The 20667-nt window shown below is 73.2% G+C and carries 22 protein-coding genes and 2 pseudogenes; 12 read left to right on the top strand and 12 right to left on the bottom strand.

The features are described 5' to 3' along the window. Nucleotides 1–179 precede the first annotated feature (179 nt). Nucleotides 180–1193: a CapA family protein gene (locus ACZ43N_RS14455; protein WP_468097568.1), complete on the top strand. Its 1014-nt coding sequence runs from the start codon at nucleotides 180–182 to the stop codon at nucleotides 1191–1193. 249 nt (nucleotides 1194–1442) lie between these two features. Then, entirely contained in the window at nucleotides 1443–1643 is a 201-nt protein-coding gene (locus ACZ43N_RS14450; RefSeq protein WP_468097567.1) for a hypothetical protein, read from the top strand. A gap of 79 nt (nucleotides 1644–1722) precedes the next feature. On the opposite strand, the gene ACZ43N_RS14445 is transcribed toward ACZ43N_RS14450, so the two are convergent. Genes ACZ43N_RS14445 through ACZ43N_RS14435 form a run of 3 tightly spaced genes read right to left on the bottom strand, consistent with a single transcriptional unit; the run spans nucleotide 1723 to nucleotide 3419 of the window. Next, complete coding sequence (locus ACZ43N_RS14445) at nucleotides 1723–2379, bottom strand: DUF4389 domain-containing protein (RefSeq protein WP_468097565.1); 657 nt, start codon at nucleotides 2377–2379, stop codon at nucleotides 1723–1725. A gap of 30 nt (nucleotides 2380–2409) precedes the next feature. Further along, complete coding sequence (locus tag ACZ43N_RS14440) at nucleotides 2410–2631, bottom strand: hypothetical protein (protein WP_468097564.1); 222 nt, start codon at nucleotides 2629–2631, stop codon at nucleotides 2410–2412. A 59-nt stretch (nucleotides 2632–2690) separates the two neighbouring features. After that, on the bottom strand, nucleotides 2691–3419 hold the full coding sequence (locus ACZ43N_RS14435; protein WP_468097563.1) for a CBS domain-containing protein: 729 nt from the start codon (nucleotides 3417–3419) through the stop codon (nucleotides 2691–2693). A gap of 646 nt (nucleotides 3420–4065) precedes the next feature. Here ACZ43N_RS14435 and ACZ43N_RS14430 point away from each other — a divergent pair. The 4 genes and pseudogenes from ACZ43N_RS14430 to ACZ43N_RS14415 form a co-directional block, all read left to right on the top strand. Continuing rightward, nucleotides 4066–4968: a universal stress protein gene (locus ACZ43N_RS14430; protein WP_468097561.1), complete on the top strand. Its 903-nt coding sequence runs from the start codon at nucleotides 4066–4068 to the stop codon at nucleotides 4966–4968. A gap of 179 nt (nucleotides 4969–5147) precedes the next feature. Then, nucleotides 5148–5381: a hypothetical protein gene (locus tag ACZ43N_RS14425; RefSeq protein WP_468097560.1), complete on the top strand. Its 234-nt coding sequence runs from the start codon at nucleotides 5148–5150 to the stop codon at nucleotides 5379–5381. Then, nucleotides 5276–5569: pseudogene (locus ACZ43N_RS14420) on the top strand (hypothetical protein); the annotation flags it as partial. The gene ACZ43N_RS14425 and the pseudogene ACZ43N_RS14420, both read left to right, overlap by 106 nt. A 71-nt stretch (nucleotides 5570–5640) precedes the next feature. Further along, nucleotides 5641–6186 (top strand): annotated as a pseudogene (locus tag ACZ43N_RS14415) (hemerythrin domain-containing protein); the annotation flags it as partial. A gap of 13 nt (nucleotides 6187–6199) precedes the next feature. Here the strand turns inward: ACZ43N_RS14415 and ACZ43N_RS14410 are convergent. The 3 genes from ACZ43N_RS14410 to ACZ43N_RS14400 form a co-directional block, all read right to left on the bottom strand. Beyond that, nucleotides 6200–7192 carry an Acg family FMN-binding oxidoreductase gene (locus tag ACZ43N_RS14410; RefSeq protein ID WP_468097558.1) on the bottom strand — a complete coding sequence of 331 codons (993 nt, stop codon included), beginning with the start codon at nucleotides 7190–7192 and terminating at the stop codon, nucleotides 6200–6202. 125 nt (nucleotides 7193–7317) lie between these two features. Beyond that, a complete protein-coding gene (locus ACZ43N_RS14405) occupies nucleotides 7318–7509 on the bottom strand; it encodes an SHOCT domain-containing protein (protein WP_468097556.1) in 192 nt (63 codons plus the stop codon). A gap of 297 nt (nucleotides 7510–7806) precedes the next feature. Beyond that, a complete protein-coding gene (locus tag ACZ43N_RS14400; RefSeq protein ID WP_468097554.1) occupies nucleotides 7807–8682 on the bottom strand; it encodes a universal stress protein in 876 nt (291 codons plus the stop codon). Nucleotides 8683–9059: 377 nt separating this feature from the next. Here ACZ43N_RS14400 and ACZ43N_RS14395 point away from each other — a divergent pair, with 377 nt between their 5' ends. The 3 genes from ACZ43N_RS14395 (at nucleotide 9060) to ACZ43N_RS14385 (ending at nucleotide 11867) form a co-directional block, all read left to right on the top strand. Continuing rightward, nucleotides 9060–10457 carry a nicotinate phosphoribosyltransferase gene (locus ACZ43N_RS14395; RefSeq protein WP_468097553.1) on the top strand — a complete coding sequence of 466 codons (1398 nt, stop codon included), beginning with the start codon at nucleotides 9060–9062 and terminating at the stop codon, nucleotides 10455–10457. A gap of 11 nt (nucleotides 10458–10468) precedes the next feature. Further along, nucleotides 10469–10780 (top strand): DUF1876 domain-containing protein, encoded by a 312-nt coding sequence (locus ACZ43N_RS14390; RefSeq protein WP_468097551.1) that lies wholly within the window; start codon nucleotides 10469–10471, stop codon nucleotides 10778–10780. A gap of 157 nt (nucleotides 10781–10937) precedes the next feature. After that, entirely contained in the window at nucleotides 10938–11867 is a 930-nt protein-coding gene (locus ACZ43N_RS14385; RefSeq protein WP_468097549.1) for a pyridoxamine 5'-phosphate oxidase family protein, read from the top strand. Between the two features lie 105 nt (nucleotides 11868–11972). On the opposite strand, the gene ACZ43N_RS14380 is transcribed toward ACZ43N_RS14385, so the two are convergent. From ACZ43N_RS14380 to ACZ43N_RS14365, 4 genes are all read right to left on the bottom strand, one after another. After that, the gene (locus tag ACZ43N_RS14380; protein WP_468097547.1) at nucleotides 11973–12323 is read right to left on the bottom strand and encodes an ArsR/SmtB family transcription factor; all 351 of its coding nucleotides are present in this window, start codon (nucleotides 12321–12323) and stop codon (nucleotides 11973–11975) included. Nucleotides 12324–12524: 201 nt separating this feature from the next. Further along, nucleotides 12525–12950 carry an ATP-binding protein gene (locus ACZ43N_RS14375; RefSeq protein ID WP_468097546.1) on the bottom strand — a complete coding sequence of 142 codons (426 nt, stop codon included), beginning with the start codon at nucleotides 12948–12950 and terminating at the stop codon, nucleotides 12525–12527. Nucleotides 12951–12975: 25 nt separating this feature from the next. Continuing rightward, the gene (locus ACZ43N_RS14370; protein WP_468097698.1) at nucleotides 12976–14655 is read right to left on the bottom strand and encodes a SulP family inorganic anion transporter; all 1680 of its coding nucleotides are present in this window, start codon (nucleotides 14653–14655) and stop codon (nucleotides 12976–12978) included. Between the two features lie 412 nt (nucleotides 14656–15067). Further along, nucleotides 15068–15649 carry an Rv1733c family protein gene (locus tag ACZ43N_RS14365; RefSeq protein WP_468097545.1) on the bottom strand — a complete coding sequence of 194 codons (582 nt, stop codon included), beginning with the start codon at nucleotides 15647–15649 and terminating at the stop codon, nucleotides 15068–15070. 284 nt (nucleotides 15650–15933) lie between these two features. Between ACZ43N_RS14365 and ACZ43N_RS14360 the strand changes: the two genes are divergently transcribed. From ACZ43N_RS14360 to ACZ43N_RS14350, 3 genes are all read left to right on the top strand, one after another. Next, a complete protein-coding gene (locus ACZ43N_RS14360) occupies nucleotides 15934–16260 on the top strand; it encodes a rhodanese-like domain-containing protein (protein ID WP_468097543.1) in 327 nt (108 codons plus the stop codon). 48 nt (nucleotides 16261–16308) lie between these two features. After that, nucleotides 16309–17538, top strand: coding sequence for an NAD(P)/FAD-dependent oxidoreductase (locus ACZ43N_RS14355; RefSeq protein ID WP_468097542.1), 1230 nt, complete (start codon nucleotides 16309–16311; stop codon nucleotides 17536–17538). Between the two features lie 130 nt (nucleotides 17539–17668). Beyond that, the gene (locus tag ACZ43N_RS14350) at nucleotides 17669–19057 is read left to right on the top strand and encodes an MBL fold metallo-hydrolase (RefSeq protein ID WP_468097696.1); all 1389 of its coding nucleotides are present in this window, start codon (nucleotides 17669–17671) and stop codon (nucleotides 19055–19057) included. Nucleotides 19058–19316: 259 nt separating this feature from the next. Here the strand turns inward: ACZ43N_RS14350 and ACZ43N_RS14345 are convergent, their stop codons facing one another. After that, nucleotides 19317–19877, bottom strand: a complete 561-nt coding sequence (locus ACZ43N_RS14345; RefSeq protein WP_468097540.1) for a universal stress protein — start codon at nucleotides 19875–19877, stop codon at nucleotides 19317–19319. Between the two features lie 453 nt (nucleotides 19878–20330). Then, nucleotides 20331–20600, bottom strand: a complete 270-nt coding sequence (locus ACZ43N_RS14340; RefSeq protein WP_468097539.1) for a hypothetical protein — start codon at nucleotides 20598–20600, stop codon at nucleotides 20331–20333. Nucleotides 20601–20667 lie beyond the last annotated feature (67 nt).

The raw sequence follows: 20667 nt of genomic DNA, 5'->3' as shown, positions 1-20667 counted from the left end.
TCGTCGGCTCGGGGCCGTGCCCACGGAGGGGGTGGAAACTGGCAGTACGGCCGGTCGGTGCCGGGTGAGGGCCCGCGATCCTGTGCCGGGGCCCATGGTGAGGCGTTCACGGCGAACACGTCGGCTGGTCGCGGACAGGAGGCCGGTGCCGGACCCGGCCCCGGGAAGGGGTGAGGACCATGACGATGAGGATCGCGCTGGCCGGGGACACGATGCTGGGCCGGGGAGTGGCCGAGGTACTGGCGCACACGAGGCCACGGCCCCTGTTCACCCCCGCCGTGCACAGGATCGTCGAGGACGCGGACCTGTTTCTGCTCAACCTCGAATGCTGCGTCTCCGACCGGGGTGCTCCCACCGACCTGCCGGGCAAGATCTACTTCTTCCGCGCCCCGCCCCACGCCGCCGGTCTCCTGGCCGACATCGGCGTGGACGTGGTCTCACTGGCCAACAACCACGCCCTCGACTACGGCCCCGAAGCACTCCTCGACACCCGGGACCACCTGGCCGGAGCGGGCATCCGGACCGTCGGAGCGGGGGCGACGGTGAGGGAGGCCCGCGCCCCGCTGCTCCTGGAAGCGGGCGGACTGCGTATCGGGCTGGTGGCGGTCACGGATCACCCCGCCGGATTCGCGGCCGGGGACGACAGGCCCGGTGTGGCCTACGCCGACCTGTGGAACGAGGACGTGCCCGACTGGCTCGCGGACACTGTGCGCACGTTGGCCGATGACACGGATCTGGTCCTGGTCAGCGTGCACTGGGGACCCAACATGACCACCCGCCCCGTCTCGCATGTGCACCGTGCCGCCCGCGCGCTCACGTCCGCCGGGGCAGACCTGGTGATCGGCCACTCCGCCCACGTCTTCCACGGTTTCACGCGTCACGTCCTGTTCGACCTGGGGGACTTCATCGACGACTACGCCGTCCATCCGGCCCTCCGCAACGACCTGGGGCTTCTTTGGCGAGTCACTCTCGACACCCATGACGTGCTGCGTACGGAGGCCGTACCCATCTCCCTCGACTTCGCCCGCACCCGCCTGGCCGACGAGGCGGAGTACGACTTCGTCGCCGACCGGCTCATCCGCACCTGTGCCGACCTGGGCACCCGGGTGACCGACGTGGGTGACCGCCTTGCCGCCGTCTGGCCCCCTCAAGGGCGCCGGGCCGGGGCTCGTACGCCTGTCAGGCGAAGGTGACGCCGTCGCCGAGTCAGTGGACCTCCTGACGGCGTCGGGGAGTTCGGCGCCTTCGCGGCGGCACCCGGCCCGTCGGCGCCGTTCACCCCGTCCTGCCCGCGACGCCACCAGGTGAGGGGCTGGTCGGGCCGGCGACCAGGGTCCTTCCAGCCCTGTGCGGGTACCGCTCGGCTCATGGGCCCGCGACCGTGCCCGCGGTTGTCTGGTGGCAGGGACGAAACAGCCTGACCAGGGAGGGCGAGGACAGTGGTGACGACTCTGACAGCGGAGTTCTGGGAACGGTTCGCGGTACTGCTCGTCGTGGCGGTCGGTCTGACAGCCGTCCTGACCGCTGCCCTGGACACCCTCGCAGTCCGTCTGCTGCACCGCCGGAACCGCCCGTCGCACCGGACACCGCCGGTGGCGCATCCGCTGCGCGGCAGGGGACAGCACACGACGGTCCACAGCTGAAGGCGGCCCGCGGGGCGGGCCGAGGAAGCTCCACGAAAGGCGGTGGCACCGGTGAGGACACCGGTGCCACCGCCTCGGGTCACGGACGCGGACCGGGTTCCTCACCGCCCTGGTCCAGCCGGAACGGCGGGTACACGTCGGTGAGCAGCGCGGCATAGGCGGCCACGCGCAGCACCCAGCGGTTCAGGCCCGTCACCAGGTCGAAGATGCCCCGGGGGTACCGGCCCGTCGCGGCCAGCGCGACGCCGGCGAACAGCACCAGCAGCCCGATGAGCCCTCCTGAGAACCACCCCACCCGTCCGCCGCCGAGCAGGAACCCCAACACCAGATAGTGCGGGACGGCCAGCAGCCACCACTTCACCAGGACCAGGCCGCGGGACAACTGCTGCGGGTACGCCACCTCCCAGCGGGCCGGATAGTCGGGGACGTCGGCGAGCGTGAAGGGCGGGTAGCGGTCGGTGCCAAGGCCGCCGTACGCGTAGTACGCCACCCGCCAACTCCACCGCAGTACACCGACGTTGAAGTCGAACACCGGCCGCGGGTAGCGGCCGGTGAACAGGATCGCGAAGAACGCGACCACGCCGGCCCCCACGAACGCCACCCAGAGGAACATCAGGACGACGTAGTGGGGCAGCGCCAACAGCCACTTCACCAGCCACAGCCAGCGCGAGAGCGGTGTGTCGAGCCTTGCGCTCAGCCGGGCGGGGTGAGGTGACGCGATGAACTCCGTGCTCATGAGGACCGATCCCTTCGTCGTTGGCGAGGGTCACTTCCGGAACTCCCGGTGGTCGTCGTGCTTGCCGAAGTAGTGCCGTTCCTCGACGAACTCCCGCTCACCGGGACGCAGGACCGCACCCGGTGTCGAGAGGAAGGCGATGAGTCCGACCACACCGGCCACGATCAGCGAGAAGCCCACGACGAACGAGCTGTAGCCGAACACCAGGCAGGCTCCCACCACGGTGGCGACGACGAGAAGCAGGGGAATCATGACGGCCGTCCTTTCTCCCCGCTGCGGACTGATAGGTGTCCGGGTGCCGCGACACCCGGTCAGAGCTTGTGCAACCAGTCGTCGGCGATGCCGTGCAGCGCCTGCTCGGCGGGCCGCAGACGAGTGTCGTCGATGCGGTGGCCCAGGTGGTCGACGACGTCCACGACGCCGTCGAGACGGCGGGTCATACCGACCGCGATCGGTATCTCGCTGCGGCGTTCCAGCTGACCGGTGAGGGTGACGACTCCGTTCTCCACGTGGACGTCGACCGCCTGCGGGGCCAGCAACAACGTGTCGACGAGGACTTCCTGCTGGACGTCCCGCCGAATCTCGTCGTCGTCGCGCAGGAAGACCTGGAGCAGGTCCCGGCGCGTGACGATGCCCACGAGCCTGTCCTCCTCGTCCACCACCGGCAGCCGCTCGACGCGATGCTCGGCCATCCGCCGGGCGGCCTCGACGACCGTGGCCTCGGCGGGCACCGTGATCGCCGGAGTGGACATCACCCCGCCCGCCGTCGTGGCCCGGCGCCCGGCCTCGGCACGCCGGGCGCCCCGGCCGAACAGCCGCCGAAAGCCCGTCCGGCGGTCCGAGGGCTGCGGTTCCCGGGCCTGGTGCAGCACCAGGTCGGTCTGGGAGATCACACCGATGACCTTGTCGTCCTCGTCGACCACCGGCAGCCCGCTGATGCGGTGCTCCTCCAGAAGGCGCACCACGTCCTTGAACGGTGTGTCCCGCCGTGCCGTGACGACCTCGTCGACCATGAGAGCGCCTGTCTTCGTGGTCTTCATGGCTGGGCCTCCCTTTCCTGCCGCAGGAGATCAGGCGCCCTGTCCGGGGCCTCCACTCCAGCTTCCGGTGATGGGTGCATGCACGCATGGGCTGAGCGGGCAGGAGTGAGGGCCGAGCGGCCCTCCGGAGTGCGCCGTGGAGCCGGCACCGGCCGGACGGCACGTCCGACGGGGGCGCGGTCCCCTCATCCGCTGGAGCCGATGGGCCGAACGTCCCTCCGGCGCGGCCCGACGCCCCTCCTGCCGTCCGTCGCGTGGTGCACCGGTGAGAGGGCGGACCGCCGTGCGCAACGGGACGACAGGCGAACGGTAGGTGGTGGGAATGAACGGCTCGGCGTGGCCGGCCTCGTCGTCGGCGCCCGGCGCCCGGCGCAGGCACCGTCACCTCGGCCTCCAACTCGGCCGGGTGAGCCGCGCCATCCTCCACCACGCGGACTGCCCGGTCCCGATCGCCCCCAGGCGCCGTGACCGCCGCCGACACCGCCGATCGCCGCCCGCGGCACGTCGACCCACAGCCCCGCCGACCGACCTGACGGGTCGACAGGGGCCGGTCGGCCCTCCGCGAGGACCCGCCGGCACCTGCCCCCGCGGTGCCCTCGGCGTGACGCTTGTACCGAACGACAGACCTACTGCCGGAGGTGCCGAGATGCGTCCACCCGTTGTCGCCGGAGTCGATGGATCCGCCGAGAGCCTGGCCGCCGTGGCATGGGCGGCCCGCGAGGCCGTACGCCGGGACCTGCCGCTGCATCTGGTGCACGTCCTGGACCGGCCCGCCCGCCGCCGGGAGGACGAGATCGCGCACGCCGCCCGGCGGCATCTGGGCCGCAGCCATCTCAAGCGGGCCGAGGAACGCGCCCGCGCCGAGTGCCCCGACGTCCTGCTCTCCGACGAGCAGATGGACGGCCCCGCTGTCGCGGCGCTGCTGAAGGCCGCCGATCAGGCCGACACACTGGTCCTGGGCTCGCGCGGGCTGAGCGGCTTCACCGGCTTCCTCGTCGGCTCCGTCGCGCTCGGAGTCGTCGCCAGGGCGAAGCGCCCCGTCGTCCTCGTCCGGGCGGAGGAACAGGCGGAGGACGAGCGTCTGCCGACCGACGCCGGAGAGTCCTCGGCCGACACCGGTTACCGGGACGTCGTGGCCGCCATCGACCTGAACGACGCCTGCGACGAGGTCATCGAATTCGCGTTCGAGGCGGCCCGGCTCCGGCAGGCGCGGCTGCGGGCCGTGCACGCCTGGCACGCGTCCGGCCCGATGGGTCTCGGCCCCGGCGACATCGCTCTGGTGGACCCGCCCCGGCAGGGCGAGGAGTGGCGCGGCTTCCTCGACGCCGTGCTCCGGACATGGCGCGACAAGTACCCGGACGTGGAGGTCCTGGAGACGGTGGCGGAGGACAAACCCACGACCGCGCTCGTCCGGGCCGCCTCGGGAGCGAGCCTGCTCGTCGTCGGGCACCGCCTCGGCGAACACACGCTCGGCCCCCGTACCGGGCCCGTCACCCACGCCGCGATCCACCACGTCGACTGCCCCGTGGCCGTCGTACCCGTGCTGTAGGGCGCTGCGCCCCCGGCGGATCCTTGTCATAGGGCTGGCCGGCGGCGGCACGACGAGGATCCGCCCGACGCCGCTGCTCCCCAGCCTCGCAGTCAGGACCGAGGTGGGTGCCATGGACCACCCTCACAGCACGACCGCACGGCTCCGCCGACTGCGTTCCACGGTCGGCTCCGTGCACGGTGAGCCGGTTCTCCTGGTCGTCACGGGAGCCGCCTCGCGGCCGGGACCGTCGCCCGGGCCGTCGGGGAGGACTCCGCCGCGGACGCTGGGCCCTCGGCACCGTCGCCGCCGTCGTACCGGCGGTGGTGTGGGCGCTGAGCGCACTGCGGCACCGCAACGCGGGAGTGGACGTGATCGCGGTGCTCGCCCTCGGCGGCACCCTGGACGTCGAGGAGTACTCGCCGGTGCCCTGATCGCCCTGATCCTCGCCACCGGCCGCGCCCTGCGGTCCGCCCCGCGGCGTCGAGCCCGCCACGATCTGCGCGCCCTGCCGGCGCGGGCTCCCCGCACCACGCGACTGCGCACCGCCGCGGGGGTGCGCACGGTGTCACCGGCCGAGGTGGGTGTGGGGGACCTGCTCGTCGTCGGCCCCGGTGAGGTGATCCCGGTCGACGGGCGGCTGGAGAGCGGCGCCGCCGAGCTCGACGAGTCGGTGCTGACCCGAGACCCTTCCAGGGCATCGACGTGGCCGTCATCCTCGACGCCCTGCGCGCGCCGCGGGTCGACCGGGCCCTGCGACCCGCCCTCACCCCCGCGGCCGAGGCACTCGTCCACCGCTTCGCGGCCGAACACGACGACCCCCAGGAGGTCCTGGAAGTCGTACGGAGTGCGGCCGACCGGCTCTCCGACAGCACCGGCCCCCGGGACCTCGCGGCCGTCGAGGAGGCACACCGGCTGCTCACCGAACAGTCACTGCCGCACGAGTACGCCGAGGAGCACCAGCTCTGTCCAACCCTCAACCCCGCCCTGGGCGGACCCGAGGCCACCGCCACCATGAGTCGTGCGCACGGAGATCACCCGCCTCTCCCGGCGTGTCCCCACCCACCTCGACCTGGGCCGAGCCGACGGCGGCCCGGCTCCCGAGCAACTCGACGACCTGCGCTCCTGCCCCTACGGCCTGCACAGCGTGCTGCGCCTGCTCTTCGCGCAGAGGAGGAGAACCACTTCTCGCCGGCGTCCTCCTCGGCCGAGTCCGGCGCGGGTGGGACGGACCGATGAGTCACGGCGCGGCTCAGTCGACGGTGAGCACCTCGTCCACCGGGCGGCGCGGTGTCGCCGGTCCCGAGGGCCCGTAGCCCAGCCGGATGACCATCTGTACGAAGCCCATCGCCGATTCCGGGTCGCGCGTGATCCAGCGGACCTCCGGCCGCTCCAGGGCCTGGGAGGTGAGCGAGGTGGCCAGCCCGTCCAGAGTGGCCTGGAGCAACACACGTTCCATGGCCTGCCCCGCCACCAGCCAGTCCCTCGGCCGGTCGTCCCTGGTGCCCAGGAGCGCCAGCTGGGGCGCGCTCTCGAACACGGCGGCCTCACGGCCCGGCAGCGGATGCCGGCCCGCGAAGTCCCGGACGGGCGCCCCGCCGTGTTGCCTGAGCGGGCCGAAGGCGTACTCCGGTACCCCGTCGCTCGCCGTGCCCGCCGCCGCTTCCGCGCCCGTGCGGACCCAGCGCCTCAGCTCCTCGGCCGCCGCCGGGTCCTGCGCGTCACGCCCCTCGGCGTCCCGCACCGAGTCCAGCAGGGTCTGGACGTGCCAGCTGTCGGGGAACGCGAGGCGCGCCCCCTCCAGCAGGGCGGCGGCGCTGAGGCCGTCCCTGATGGCCTCGGGTACCGCCTCGTCGGAGAAGGGCTGCCTGCTGGTGCGGCGACGGCGGATCGCCGGGTACAGGGAGGCCAGGTCGTCCTCCTGGGGGGCCTGGTCGGTGAGCCGTACGACCGCGAGCAGCTGCGGATCGGAGGGATCGGGCAGCAGTTCGGTGACCGGGGTCCAGCCCGCGTGGGCGGCGGCGACACGCAGATTGAACAGCGCGGCGGCGCAGCCCAGGTGCAGGGCCCGGGTGGTGGGGTCCGTGCGCGGCATGGCCCGCTCGAGGTCCGCGTGGAGGTGGAAGGCGCCGTCCCCGCGGAGGAACCGGAATCTCCACGGCTGGGCGTTGTGCATGGACGGAGCCGCCGCGGCGTCCTCCACCAGGGCTGTCACGGTCTTCGCGTCGAGTGCGTGTACGGGCACCACAGCTGCTTACCTCCAGTGCCGGACGGCCGAGGTGCGGATGGATGACGTGCCTGTCACCACTGTTCCACGCGCCGCGCGGCCCACGCAGCCCAAGCCGGTCCGGCGTCGGTCGGCCGATCGGGTCAACTCCTGCCGGACCGGGCGGCGCCGTCCGAGCGCAGGACGGTCAGACGACGCCGGTACTCGTCCTCGTCGATCTCGCCACGCGCGAAGCGCTCGGCGAGGAGCTGCTCGGGGGAGGAGACCGGCGGTGGAATACGCGGAGGCTTTCCCGTCCCGGACGGCCCCGGACAGCGAGCGGAACACCAGCACACCGACGGCGATGAGGGCGGCCCAGAAGAGGATCATGCCTGCCGACATGACGAACCCCACACGCCGGGATCGTGGCCGTACCACAGCATCACGGTCACCCGCTTCCCTGCGATCACCGGACGCGGGCCTTCCCCGCGCCTGCGGCGCTCACTCCCAAGGTCCGCCCCCGGCCGCCCTCCCGGCATGGGCCGAAGAGGCAGACGCACCGGGTCGTTGGTCCCCCGCAGCGGAGCGACACCTCGGATCACGCAGGCGACACGAGCCGGGGCGTGAGCCGTTCACGCTCAGCGTCCGTCCGGTCAGTCGTGGGGAACGACCGCGACGGGACAGCGTGCGTGGTGGACGGCCGCCTGGGCGACGGCGCCGAGACGAGGCAGCGGGGCGTGGCGGTGTCTGCGACGCCCGACGACGAGGAGCCCGGCGCCCTCGACGGCCGACAGGACCGCTCGGGAGGGACTGTCCAGGCGGACGGTGTCCGACACGTTCACGCCCGGGAACTTCTCCCGCCAGGGGTGGAGCGCTCGGATCAGGGCCTTGTCCGCCTCCTGCCTGGCCTCACGGGTCACCGTGTGATCCACGCCCCACGGCGTGAACGCATGCAGCGGCACGCCGCGGCCGTGCACGACGCGCAGGGGCACACCGCGCGCCGCGGCGGTGGTGAAGGCGAACTCCAGGAGGTCGTCGGACGGGCCGTGCAGCTTCAGCGCCACCACCACGGCGCCCTCCGCCCCGGATCCGCGCGGGTGCCCCGGCTCCCTCTGCTCGGCACGCACCAGGACCACGGGCCGGTCGGCGTGTGTCACGACGGACAGGCTGACGTCGCCGAGGAAATAGCTCTCCGCCGGACTCACCCCCCGTGAGCCGAGGACCAGCAACTGCGACTCGGCGGCCGCCTGGATCAGCGCGTGCTGGGCATCGTCCGCGACCAGGTCGCCGACGACGGTCAGGCCCGGCTTGCGGGCCTGGATTTCCGCTGTGGCGTTGTCCAGCAGCCGCCTCGCCCAGTAGTTCTGGTCCACCTCCGAGGGCAGACTCGTGGGTTCCGGAACGAGCAGGGGCCACGCGTGCAGCAGGCGCAGGGTGAGATTGCGCCGTTCGGCCTCGTCGGCGGCCCAGTGGGCGGCGGCGACGCTCTCGGGTGAGCCGTCGAGGCCGGCGGTGAGGGCTTGTTCCATGGACGCTGCCTCCGTCTCGTACGAAGCGGGGAGGACGGTGGGCGCGGCACCGTCCGGGCCGCCATCGCCCCCGCGCGTCGGTGCGGCGCGGGCCCGCCGGGTGCGGTCGGCGCGCTCGGGCCGACGCCGCGGTCGTCCGGCGCAGCACGGCGCTCCCCATCGATGACTACCTCAGATCACCGCAGGGCGCATGCGGGCCCCGCATCCGTTCGGCGGGTGGTGCCGGTGCCCGCCGGCGGGGGACGAGTGGCGGTTGGGGAGGACCTTCGGCCCTATGACCGGTTCGGGTCGCCGCCGCAGGGTGGTGGGGGAGACCGACACGTCGGGGGACGCAGCGACTGGACTGGTCCTCGGACCGCCGTCCGGAGGTGAGGTGGATGTCCGACGCGAGGACCACCGACCTGTACGAGGTCACGATGGCGATGTCGTACCTGCGTGAGGGAATGACCGCACCGGCGACGTTCAGCCTGTTCGTGCGTGACCTGCCGCCCGAGCGAGGATTCCTGGTGGCAGCGGGACTGGAGTCCTCGCTCGACTTCCTGTCCGGCTGCCGGGTGGATGCCGAGGACGTCGATGCGTTCGCCTCGGCCCTGCACCGGCCGACGGCCGATCTGGCACCGCTGCTGGACCTGGAGTTCACCGGCCGGGTGCGGGCGGTGCCGGAGGGGCGGATCGTCCTGGCGGGCGAACCGCTGCTGGAGGTGACCGCCCCGCTTCCCGAGGCCCAGCTGGTCGAGACGTATCTGCTGAACCAGGTCAGCCACCAGACGACGATCGCGTCGAAGGCCGCGCGCTGCGTCCTCGCCGCCGCCGGACACCCGGTCGTCGACTTCTCCCTGCGCCGCACCCACGGCCCCCATGCGGGGTACCAGGCCGCCCGGCTGAGCGCCCTGGTCGGCTTCACCGGCACCAGCAACGTCGCCGCGGCCACAGCCGAAGGACTGCCCGCCGTCGGCACGATGGCCCACTCGTACATCGAGGCCTTCGGCACGGAGGAGGCCGCCTTCCGTGCCTTCGCCCGAGCACACCCCGGCCCCGTGACCTTCCTCGTCGACACCTACGACACCGAGGAGGGCGTCCGCGTCGCGGCCCGCGTGCTGCGTGACCTCGGCCCGGAGGGCCGCGGGACCGGCTCGGCCGTCCGGCTCGACAGCGGTGACCTGGAGGCCCTGGCGCGCAGGGCGCGCGCCCTCCTCGACGCGGCGGGACTGCCCGACGTACGGATCGTCGCCAGCGGCGGTCTCGACGAGTACGCCGTGGACGACCTGGTCCGCTCCCGGGCGCCGATCGACGTCTATGCCGTCGGGACCCGGGTCGGCGTCTCGGCCGACGCCCCTTTCCTCGACTCCGCCTACAAGATGGTCGAGTACGACGGCCGCCCGGTCATGAAGCTCTCCTCCGCCAAGATCACCGCCCCCGGACGCAAGCAGGTGTTCCGCCGTCCCGGGTACGCGGATGTCATCGCACTCCACGACGAGTGGCCGCCGCCGGACGGCGCCCCGATGCTGGAGACGGTGATGGCAGACGGACGACGGACCGTGGAGCGGCCCACGCCCGACAGGACCGCGGTGCGGTTCACCGACGACCTGGCCGGGCTGCCGCCCGCCGCACGCCGCGTCAGGGCGCCGCTCCCACCGCGGGCGACGCCCTCACCACGGCTGACCGCCCTCGCCGAGGAGGTCCGGCGCCGTATCGCCACGCACGTCCCGGGTATCGCGGATCCGGGTGACGCATCGAGCGGGGCGTCCGCGTCCGGGCGCTCCGCGCCGAGATGAGGAGGACAGTGATGGCCCATACCGTGGAATGGAACGTCCGGCTCCATCTCTTCGAGGAGGAGGGGACAACCAAGGCGCGCGTGGTGCTGGACACCGGGACCACGGAACTCGTCGGGCACGGTGTGGCACGCCGGAGCCCCGAGGACACCGACGTGCCGGAGATCGGTGACGAGCTCGCTGCGGGCAGGGCACTGCACGATCTCGGCCGGCAGCTGGTGCGGGTCGCCGCACAGGACATCGAGGGTGTGGGCGCGGCCGGGTCGGGGCGCGGCGACCGTCCGGAGACGGGCTGGCCGCTGCCGGATCAGCTGCAAGGAGGCTGACGACGACCCGGCCCGCCGCGGCGGTGGGCGCTCCCCGACCGGACGGGGGGAGGGCAGGCCGGGCACATCGGCCTTGAACTGGTTCACGTCCCGGGCCGCGGCGCGGTCGGGCACGGGACATCGGGTCACAGTGGCATTCGAGGAAACGGCGGCCATCATGCGAGCTCAACTCGGTGACCAACTCGTGGTCGAGAGCCCCGCCACCGGCGCCACCAGGCGCGACGGCGAGATCGTCGGACTCCACCACGAGGACGGGACGCCCCCCTACGACGTGCGCTGGTCGGACACGGACGAGGTGACCCTCGTCTTCCCCGGCCCGGACGCGCACATCCGGCACATCGAACACCGGACCCCCGGCGTGGGGGAACCGTCCCGGCCGTCCGCGCCTCCCACGGGGGAGCGCGGACGCGCGGAGGCCCCCCGAACCCCGACGGGCCAGCCGCCCAACCCCGGTGACATCGGCCGCCGTGTCGCAGCCGAACGCCTCCGCCGGGGGCTGACCAGGGAAGAGGCGGCCCGCCGTGCCGGAATGGCACCGGAGTACCTGGCGTACCTCGAGGAACAGCCGGCCGACCCGACCAAGGCCAGTCTCATCGGCCTGGCCGACGCGCTGGACACGACCGTCACCGCCCTGCGGGGCGCCGGCGTCGATCTGCCGCCGGGCAGGGGCCAGGCGCTGCTGCACCCCCGGCTGGTGGATCTCGATCCCGACGAGTGCCGTGCCCTGCTGTCCACCCACGGTGTGGGCCGGGTGGCGGTCTCGTCACCGACGGGCCCGGCGGTGGTTCCGGTGAACTACGAGGTCGTCGACGACGCGATCGCGTTCCGGACCGCGCCGGAGTCGGTTCCCGCATCGGCCGTGGGATCGGAGGTCGCCTTCGAGGTCGACCATGTGGACGAGGCGATGAGCCAGGGCTGGAGCGTCCTTGTCGTCGGCACCGCGCGGGTGGTCACCGACCCCGACGAGGTGCGCAGGCTGGTGGAGGGCGCCCACTCCACGCCGTGGGCCGGGCGCGGCCGCGAAATGTGGGTGGCGATCCGTCCGACGCGCGTCACTGGCCGCCGCATCACCCCGTCGGAGCCGTGAGGCGCGACCGCCGACGGTCCGGCTGCCTCGCGGCGCGCCGCGAGGCAGCCGGGGCGGGGTGCCGGGGGCACTGTGGCCCGATGGGCGGGCACCCCGCGACCGGTGTCACGAGGGGGGAGTTCCCTCGCCCTGCGCGGCCTGGAGGTCGGCCAGGAGCTCGGCCTGGCCGGCGAGCACCCCGGACAGGATGGTCCGTGCCACCCGCAGCAGTTCGGCGACGTACGGGCTCGTCAGCGAGTAGTACACCGTCGACCCCTCCTTGCGGTTCTTCACCAGGTTGGCCCGGCGCAGCACCGCGAGTTGCTGGGACAGATGGGCGGGCTCGATGCCCACCTCGGGCAGCATCTCCGCGACCGCGTGCTCGCGCTCGCTCAACAGTTCCAGGACCCGGATGCGGGCCGGGTGGCCCAGTGTCTTGAAGAACTCGGCCTTCAACTGGTACAGCGGCGTACTCATCGTGCCGTCGCCTCCTCGGCGCACCGGCACGGCCTCACCGGCACGGGCTCACCGGCACGTCGCGTCCACTCACTCGTCAGGAACATGCGGTCCATCCTCGCCTGCCGCGCCGACCACGCCGAACCGCGGGGGAGGAACCGAGCCGCGGCACGGGGGCGTCCTGGCCGCAGCCGCCGAGACCGCGGGTCTTCTCCGCCGCGTTCACAGGGGCAGGGTGATCCATATGCTCTTGCCCTTCCCGTCGGTGTCCGGGTCGACGACGGCCGTGCCGCCCAGCCCGAGCGTCACCTCCATGACGGTGACCAGCCCTCCGGTGGCCTTCCCGGTGAGGGCGCCGTACAGCGGGGGCTGGTACGGGTGGCGGTCGTGGACGGCGAGGGCCAGCCGGTCCCGGTCCGCCGCGTAGATCACGGTCAGCTGCGGCGAGAGGCGGGCGGCGTGCCGGACGCTGTTCGCCACCAGTTCGCCGAGGATCAGCAGGGCCGGGTCCACGGTGGGGTGCCGCAGTCCGATGCCCCATTCGGTCAGGGCATGCTCGGCCGTCTCACGGGCCAGGCGCACGGCGGCCGGCATGGTCGGCAGGGTGAGCACGTGCCGGTAGGGCAGGGCATCCAGTCGGGTGGTCATCCGCGTGCCCCGGCGGGTGAACGGTTCATCGCGTGGGCTCCTCACGGAGGGCAGCGGATGCGTCGGGGTCCGCACCGGGCTTTCGCGGTGGCCGGGCGGCCCCTGAGGGCAGGATCCCGGCCGTCTCCAGGTGGTGGCGGGCGGCCCGGATCGCGTCCGGGGTGGTGGCGTACTCCCGGCCGCCCGGCCGCAGCGGCTCCAGCGCGCCCACGGACTCCAGGACCCGGCGCTGACCGGGCCGTATCCCGGAGGCCAGGACGAGGATGCCGCGCCGCGTGAGCCTGTCCACCGCGTCCTTCAGCACGAGGGCACCGGTGGCGTCCATCGTGGACACGCGGGACATGCGCAGGATGACGACCCGGACGTCGGCCACCTCGGTCAGCTCCAGCAGGAAGCGGTGCGCGGCGGCGAAGAAGAGCGGCCCGTCGATGCGGTACGCGACGATGTGCTCGGCGAGCAGGGCGTGCTCCTCGGCGCTGTGGTCGCCCCGGTCGAGTGGTACCCGGTCCAGACTGGCCTGCTTGGCCACGGCGCGCAGGGCGAGGGCTCCCGCCACCGCCAGGCCGATGATCACCGCGTACACGAGGTCCAGGGCGAGCGTCGCGAGCGCGGTGAGGACGAGGATCAGTGCGTCGGAGCGGGTCGCGCGGGCCATCGCCCGGAGCGAACCCACCTCGACCATGCGGACCGCGGTGGCCAGCAGCACACCCGCGAGGGCCGCGAGCGGGATCTTCGCCACCAGGGGCGCCGCAGAGAAGACGATCACCGCGAGGATGGCGGCATGGGTCAGGGCCGCCAGCCGGGAACCGGCGCCTGTGCGGACGTTGACGGCGGTCCGGGCGATCGCGCCGGTCGCGGGCACCCCGCCGAACAGCGGGGCCGCCAGATTGGCCAGCCCCTGGCCGAACAGCTCCCGATCGGGGTCGTGCCGCCGCCCCACCGTCATGCCGTCCGCCACCGAGGCGGACAGCAGGGACTCCAGGGCCGCGAGCGCCGCCACGGCCACGGCCGGGGCGAGCAGGGAGCCGAACGAGCCCGGGTCCAGGAAGCCGAGCGAGGGCGCGGGCAGCCCGGACGGGAGGTCGCCGATGGGCGCCGCGTCCAGGTCGGCGACCTGGACGACGACCGTGGCCGCGACGACGGCGAGGAGGGAGAACGGGACGGTCGGGCGGTGGCGGGCACCCATCAGCATGATCACGGCGACCGACACCGCGAGGCCGACCGCCGTCCAGTCCGGGCTCCCCACGAACTCCCGCACGGCCCGCCAGGCGACCACCAGCACCCGGTCACCGTCGGGCACGGGCACGCCGAGCGCGTGCGGAACCTGCTGGAGCCCGATGACGCAGGCGATGCCGAGGGTGAAGCCCTCCACCACGGGCGCCGGTACGTACCGCATGTAGGTACCGGCCCGCAGCGCGGCCAGCGCCACGAGCATGACACCGGCCATCAGCCCGACGGTGAGGACGCCGGTCGTGCCGTGGGCGCCGGCGATCGGTACCAGCACCACGGTCATCGCCCCGGTCGGCCCGGACACCTGGAGGTCGGACCCGCCGAACAGGGCGGCGAGCGCACCGGCGACCACGGCGGTCGCCAGGCCCGCCTCGGCTCCCAGACCCGAGGAGACACCGAAGCCCAGTGCGAGCGGCAGGGCCACGATCGCCACGGTGAGACCGGCGAGCAGATCCCGCCGGGGGGAGCGCCCCATGGCCGCCAGGTCGGCGCGCGTGGGCAGGAGCGCGATGAGCCGGGCCGCCGCCCGACCGGTCACGGGGGCCGTCACGCGGCGCCCCCGACCGGCCGCCCGGACGGGCCCGACGACTTCACGGCATGCCCGAGCTCCCGCGGGGACACGGTCTCGGCCTGGTGCAGCGGAACGGACACGACCCCTCGGCTTCCTGCGGCGCACTCTCTCGGAGCGGACCCACCAGCTGTGCCCGGCGGACCACGGGCTTGGATACGCAGCATCTAGTGAATTGCTAAATTTTGCAATTCGGCAGGTGGTCGGGGTTGGGAGATGTGCGGGGTCGGGAGGATCGGTTTCCTCGCCGGGCAGGAGGTGGGCTCGGGAGGTCCCGGTTTGCTCGCCCGGGACTGCCCGGGCAGGAGTCGGCGGGATGTCAGCTCGTCTTGTGGCCCCACTGCGGGCCGACCAGGGTCCACTCCCTGTCCCACCGCTCGACGCGTCGCCGGTCGAGCCACCACCGTCCGGTGCGGCCGACGCTGTACACCAGACCGCTCAGGGCGAGTGCCGCACCGGTGCCGAGGACGCCGGCCTCGATGGCCGCCTCGTTCGAGGTGGGCGGCTCATTGCTCAGGGCGCCCTTCCCGTCGGTCCAGACCGTGACCCGGCTGCCGGCCTTCCGGCCGTCCTCCACCAGCGTCCTTCCCGTGCGGCTGGTGCCGTCCGGGGCCGTCCAGCCGACCTCCGCCGAGGACCGGTCGCTCGCGCTGCGCAGACCCGAACCCGAGACGGGGACGTCGGAGAGGAGTACCGCCGGGACCGGACGCCGCTCGGCGCGCTGGTCCGCGAAGGCCTCCTGCGCCACCTGCCCCGTCATGAAGCCGGCCAGCGTGCCTCCGATCGCCATGACGGCCCAGACGGACAGCACGAGCCACGCCTCCAGTACGTCCTCGTGTCGCCGCAGCGGATTGCTCCGCCACCTCCACAGAAGCCTCTTCCCGTGCCTGCTGCCGGCCATCGGTCCGCACCTCCTCGTCGTCCTCCATTCGGAAGGTGCCAGTCGCGGGAGCACTGCCGCTTGGGCCGTTGAGGTGCCGTCGCAGGGCCGACCGGGACCCGATCGAGCCTGGGCCCGGGCCGTTCAGCCCTGGCCGGCGGTCGTCGAGCCGGGGCATGCCTCCGGCGGGGAGGAGCCGGATTTGCCTGTCGGGCAAATACCCCCCGGGGTATTTGACGGGTCTCGTGGAGCCGCCCTACGCTCGCCTCAAGAAAACCCCCCGGGGTATTTGAGGAGGCAACCGAATGGCTCGTGAAGTGACCCAGGAGGCGTTCGCGCGGGCATGGGCCGGCGGCGCTCCGGTGGTCGACGCGCCGGAGCCCGACGAGTACGCGGCCGGACACGTCCCGGGAGCGCGGCCGATGCCGGGGCGCACCGTGCGCGCCCGAAGCGGCGAACTGCCCGCCGGGCACCCGGTGTACGTGATCTGCGCCGACGGCACCCGCAGCAGGACGGCCACCGACTGGATGAACGCCGGAGGCGCGGATGCCTGCCCCGTGGCCCGGGACACCGACGCCTGGACCCGCGCCGGACACCCCGTCGTGGCCGGATCCCGTGAGCACGCCGCCTGACGCCGCGCACGAAGCCGGCCTCCGGGCCGGATGGGAAGGAGCCCCGCCTTGGCCGTCGACCCGTCACCCATCGGTGAGCCGCTCTCCGGCCGCCACCGCGTCGCCGTCGTCGGGGGCGGCAGCGCCGGCATCGGCGTCGCCGCCCGACTGCGCCGCGCCGGCGTCACCGACATCACCCTCGTCGAACCGTCCGACACCCACTGGTACCAGCCCCTGTGGACTCTGGTCGGCGGTGGACAGGCACCCCTGCGAGCCTCCCGCCGGCACGAACGGTCCGTGATCCCGCACGGGGTGCGCTGGATCCGCCGGCGCGCACTGGCCGTCGACCCCGAGACCCGCACACTGACCCTGTCGGGCGGTGACGCGCTGCGCTACGAGCACCTGGTGCTGGCGCCCGGCCTGCAGTTGGACTGGGACGGTGTGCCCGGGCTCGCGGAAGCGGTGGGCCATGACCGGGTGAGCAGCAACTACGCACCCGAGTACGCCCCTCGCACCTGGGAACTGATCAACCGGATGCGTTCGGGCACCGCCGTCTTCACCCACCCGGCCACCCCGGTGAAGTGCGGCGGCGCCCCGCAGAAGATCGCCTACCTGGCGGCCGACCACTGGCGCAGACGCAAGGTCCTCGACGGCATCCGGATCGTCCTCGTCGTCCCCGATCCGGTCCTGTTCAAGGTCCCCGCCTGGTCGCAGGTCCTGGAGAAGGTGGCCGCCCGCTACGGCATCGAGGTGCGGCTGCGCTCGGAGATGACCGCCGTGGACGGCGACGGCCGCACGGTGACCCTCACCGACCACGCGAGCGGCACCGAGGAGACCCTCGGCTTCGACCTCCTGCACGCCGTGCCGCCGCAGAGCGCGCCCGACTGGGTCAAGGCGGGCCCGCTCGCCGATCCCACGAGCCCCCAGGGCTTCGTCGCCGTCGACAAGCACACGCTCCGGCATTCGACGTACGGCAACGTGTTCGCACTCGGTGACGTCGCGCACCTGCCCACCTCCAAGACCGGTGCCGCCGTGCGCAAGCAGGTGCCGGTCGTGGCCGCCAACCTGATCGACGTCATGAACGGCCGTATCCCGTCGCGCAGATACGACGGCTACACCTCCTGTCCGCTGGTGACCGCCCGCGACCGGATGCTGCTCGCCGAGTTCGACTACGACCTGAACCCCACGCCCACCTTCCCGCTGCTCGACCCCTTCAAGGAGCGGCGCGCCCTGTGGGTGCTCAAGCGGTACGTGCTGCCGCCCGCGTACTGGCGCGGCATGCTGCCCGGCCGCCTGTGAACCGCCGGCCCGGGAGACCCCCGACCCGGGCCGGCCCCACTCCGCCCCTCGCATCAGGCCGGACCGGGTCCTCCCGCACACCGGCGGGGGTGTGGCTTCGCTTTCTCGTCCAGGCATGGAGGACACCACGATGTATTTCGCCCAGTACTACCTCGACTGCCTCTCCCAGGCGTCGTACATGATCGCCGACGAGACCACGGGCAGGGCCGTCGTCGTCGACCCTCGCCGCGACGTCTCCGAGTACCTCACCGACGCCGCCGCCCACGGTCTCACCGTCGAGGCCGTCATCAACACCCACTTCCACGCCGATTTCCTCGCCGGTCATCTGGAACTCGCCGACCGGACCGGCGCCTGGATCGGCTACGGCCGGAGCGCCGAGGCCGAGTACCCCCTCCGTGAACTGGCCGACGGCGACCGGATCAGCCTCGGCGACGTCCAGCTCCAGATCCTCGAAACCCCCGGCCACACCCCGGAGTCGATCAGCATTCTGGTGTTCGAGCACGCCGAGGACACCGTCCCGTACGGCGTCCTCACCGGAGACGCGCTGTTCATCGGCGACGTCGGCCGGCCCGACCTGCTCGCCTCGCTCGGCGCCACCGCCGACGAACTGGGCCGGATGCTCTACGACAGCGTCCAGCACAAGCTCATGGCCCTGCCCGACGCCGTCCGTGTCTTCCCCGCGCACGGCGCAGGCTCCGCCTGTGGCAGGAACCTGTCCACCCGGCGGCAGTCCACCATCGGCGAGCAGCGCGCGACCAACTACGCATGCCGCCCGATGAGCGAGGAGACGTTCCTGGAACTGGTGACCACGGGGCAGCCCTCGGCGCCCGCGTACTTCGTCTACGACGCCATCCTCAACCGCAAGGACCACGGCCTGTTCGACCCGGCCGCAACGCCCCGCCCGCTCTCGGCACAGGAGTTCACCCGGCGGCGGGCCGCCGGGGCCATCGTGATCGACGCCCGTTCGCCGCATGACTTCGCCGCCGGGCATCTGCGCGGCTCGGTCAACGTCCCCGCCGACGGACGCTTCGCCGAGCAGGCCGGCATGGTCGTCGCGCCGGAGAAAGAAGTGGTCGTGGTCGCCCCGCAGGACCGGGAGGAGGAGATCGTCACCCGGCTCGCCCGTGTCGGCTTCGACAGGGTCGGAGGCTATCTGCGGGAACCCGAGGCCGCCTTCACCGCGATGGCCGCCGACATGCGTCAGGCCTCCCGCGTGACCGCGAACGAACTGCGCCGTTCGCTGGGCGGCGAGAATCCGCCGCTGGTGCTGGACGTGCGCAATGCCGCCGAGCGCGAAGGCGGCCTCATCGAAGGCTCACTCCACGTCCCGCTGGCCGAACTGGCGCGCCGCGCCGACGAGATCCCGGCCGATCGGCCCCTGGTGGTCCACTGTGCCGGCGGCCACCGCTCCTCCGTCGCCGCCGCCCTGCTCCGCCACCTGGGCCGCACCGACGTCTCCGACCTGCTCGGCGGCTACGGAGCCTGGCTCGCCCTGCCCGCGCCGGCGGAAGCCGCCTGATCACCCGCCCGGGCGACGGCCGGCCCGCACCGCCCCGGTCAGGGCGACCACGGGACGGGAGTGCGGCGCCGTCGGGCAACGGCTCGGCAAGGGCGACCGAACGGCGCCGGGTCGCGGCGCCCGGACGGGGCGCCCGGACGGGGCGCCCCGGACACAGGACGGGAAGGACCCCACCCGCTTCTCGCGGATCCTGATTGCGCGGTGCGCGACCTCACGGCCACTTCTCCGCGTCTCTCCCACGGAGCCCTTCCCGTCGCTTTCAGGACACCACGCCTGCGGCGAGAGCGCCAGGGCCGAACGGCCCCGAGCGCCTCATCTCGTCGTCACCCCTAGCGACCGGCCCCACGGACCGGGGCGGTTCGGCGGACGGCTCCGGAGCGGGCACCGCGACCACGGGCACCGTCGCATGGAGCAGGCACTCGCGGCCGACCGGGCCGAGCGGGGGCAGCCCGAACGCGCCATGGGCCCGGCGCCCCAGGACGAGCAACTGCGCGCCGCGGGCATGGTGGAGGAGCACCTTTACGGGCGGCCCCTGTGCGACGACGGCGCGGACCGCACCGTCGATCCGCGCGCCGAAGGCCTCGCGCAGCGACTCGGCGAGCAACCTCGCCGCTCGCACCTGTTGTTCGGCGGCCGTCGGGCGCGCCGACGGAGGAGCGTAGGGGGCGAGCAATGGTCCGGTCGGCTCCCAGGCGTGGACGGCGACGACCTCCGCGTGCACCGCGTGAGCAGCCCAAACCGCCCAACGCAGCGCGGACACGGACGCATCGGATCCGTCGACGCCCACCACGATGGCGTCCTCGGCGGTGATCAACGGCATGACGGCCTCCCTGAACGGCCTCTGTTCCCACCATGCGGCGGACCGGGGCGCCGGAGCATGGGCCGAGGGGTTCGGTCCGTCGGCCGAACGGCCCCTTGCCCGGGGACGACCGGAGCTGACAGCGGGTCGGCGGCCCGGGCGGGGGAGGGCCGTCACCTGGGAAGGACGGCGATCGGGCACCCCGCGGGGGCCTGCCCCGACGGCTTCGCGGACCCGGCCCCCGCTCCCGCATGGTTCCGCCCCTGTTCCCACCGCCGTACGGCCAGGGGCCCCAGGCACGGGCCCGGACGGTCCTCGGCGGAAGCCGGATCCTTTCCCGAGGGACTGAGGCGGGGCGCGGTGCGGGAGCCGCAGACCGGTCGCCCCGGGGCTCGGCCTGATCGGTCTGCTCACGCGCGGGCGCGTGGCCTCACCGCTCGGTCGCCGCCCGGACACGGGCCGGCCGGCGGCCGCTCACCACCGAGCGGCGGGCGTTCCCGCGGCAGATTCGGCCTGGTCGGCCTGTGCCAGCAGCCGGTGGGCCAGTTCGCGTGCCTCCTCGGCCGTCAGTGAGGCCCAGACACCTGGTTCGTCACCCTGGTCCGGGCCCACGCGCAAGGCCACCCGGGTGATCGGCCGGGCCGCTGCCAGCCTCAGGCACTTCACCGTGATCCGGCGTCCGCAGGATGTCACCAACGGGGGCCGGTCACCCGGTGAGTGCCCTTCCTGCCCTGGAGCCGTCATGCGTCTCACACCTTTCTGCGAGCCGTGCCGGGACCTTTTGACCGGATATCACCGTCACCGTCGAGAC

Source organism: Streptomyces sp. NPDC030814 (assembly GCF_055572155.1).
Note: the sequence above shows the minus strand (reverse complement) of the source record. Positions and strands in the feature narration are given on the sequence as shown.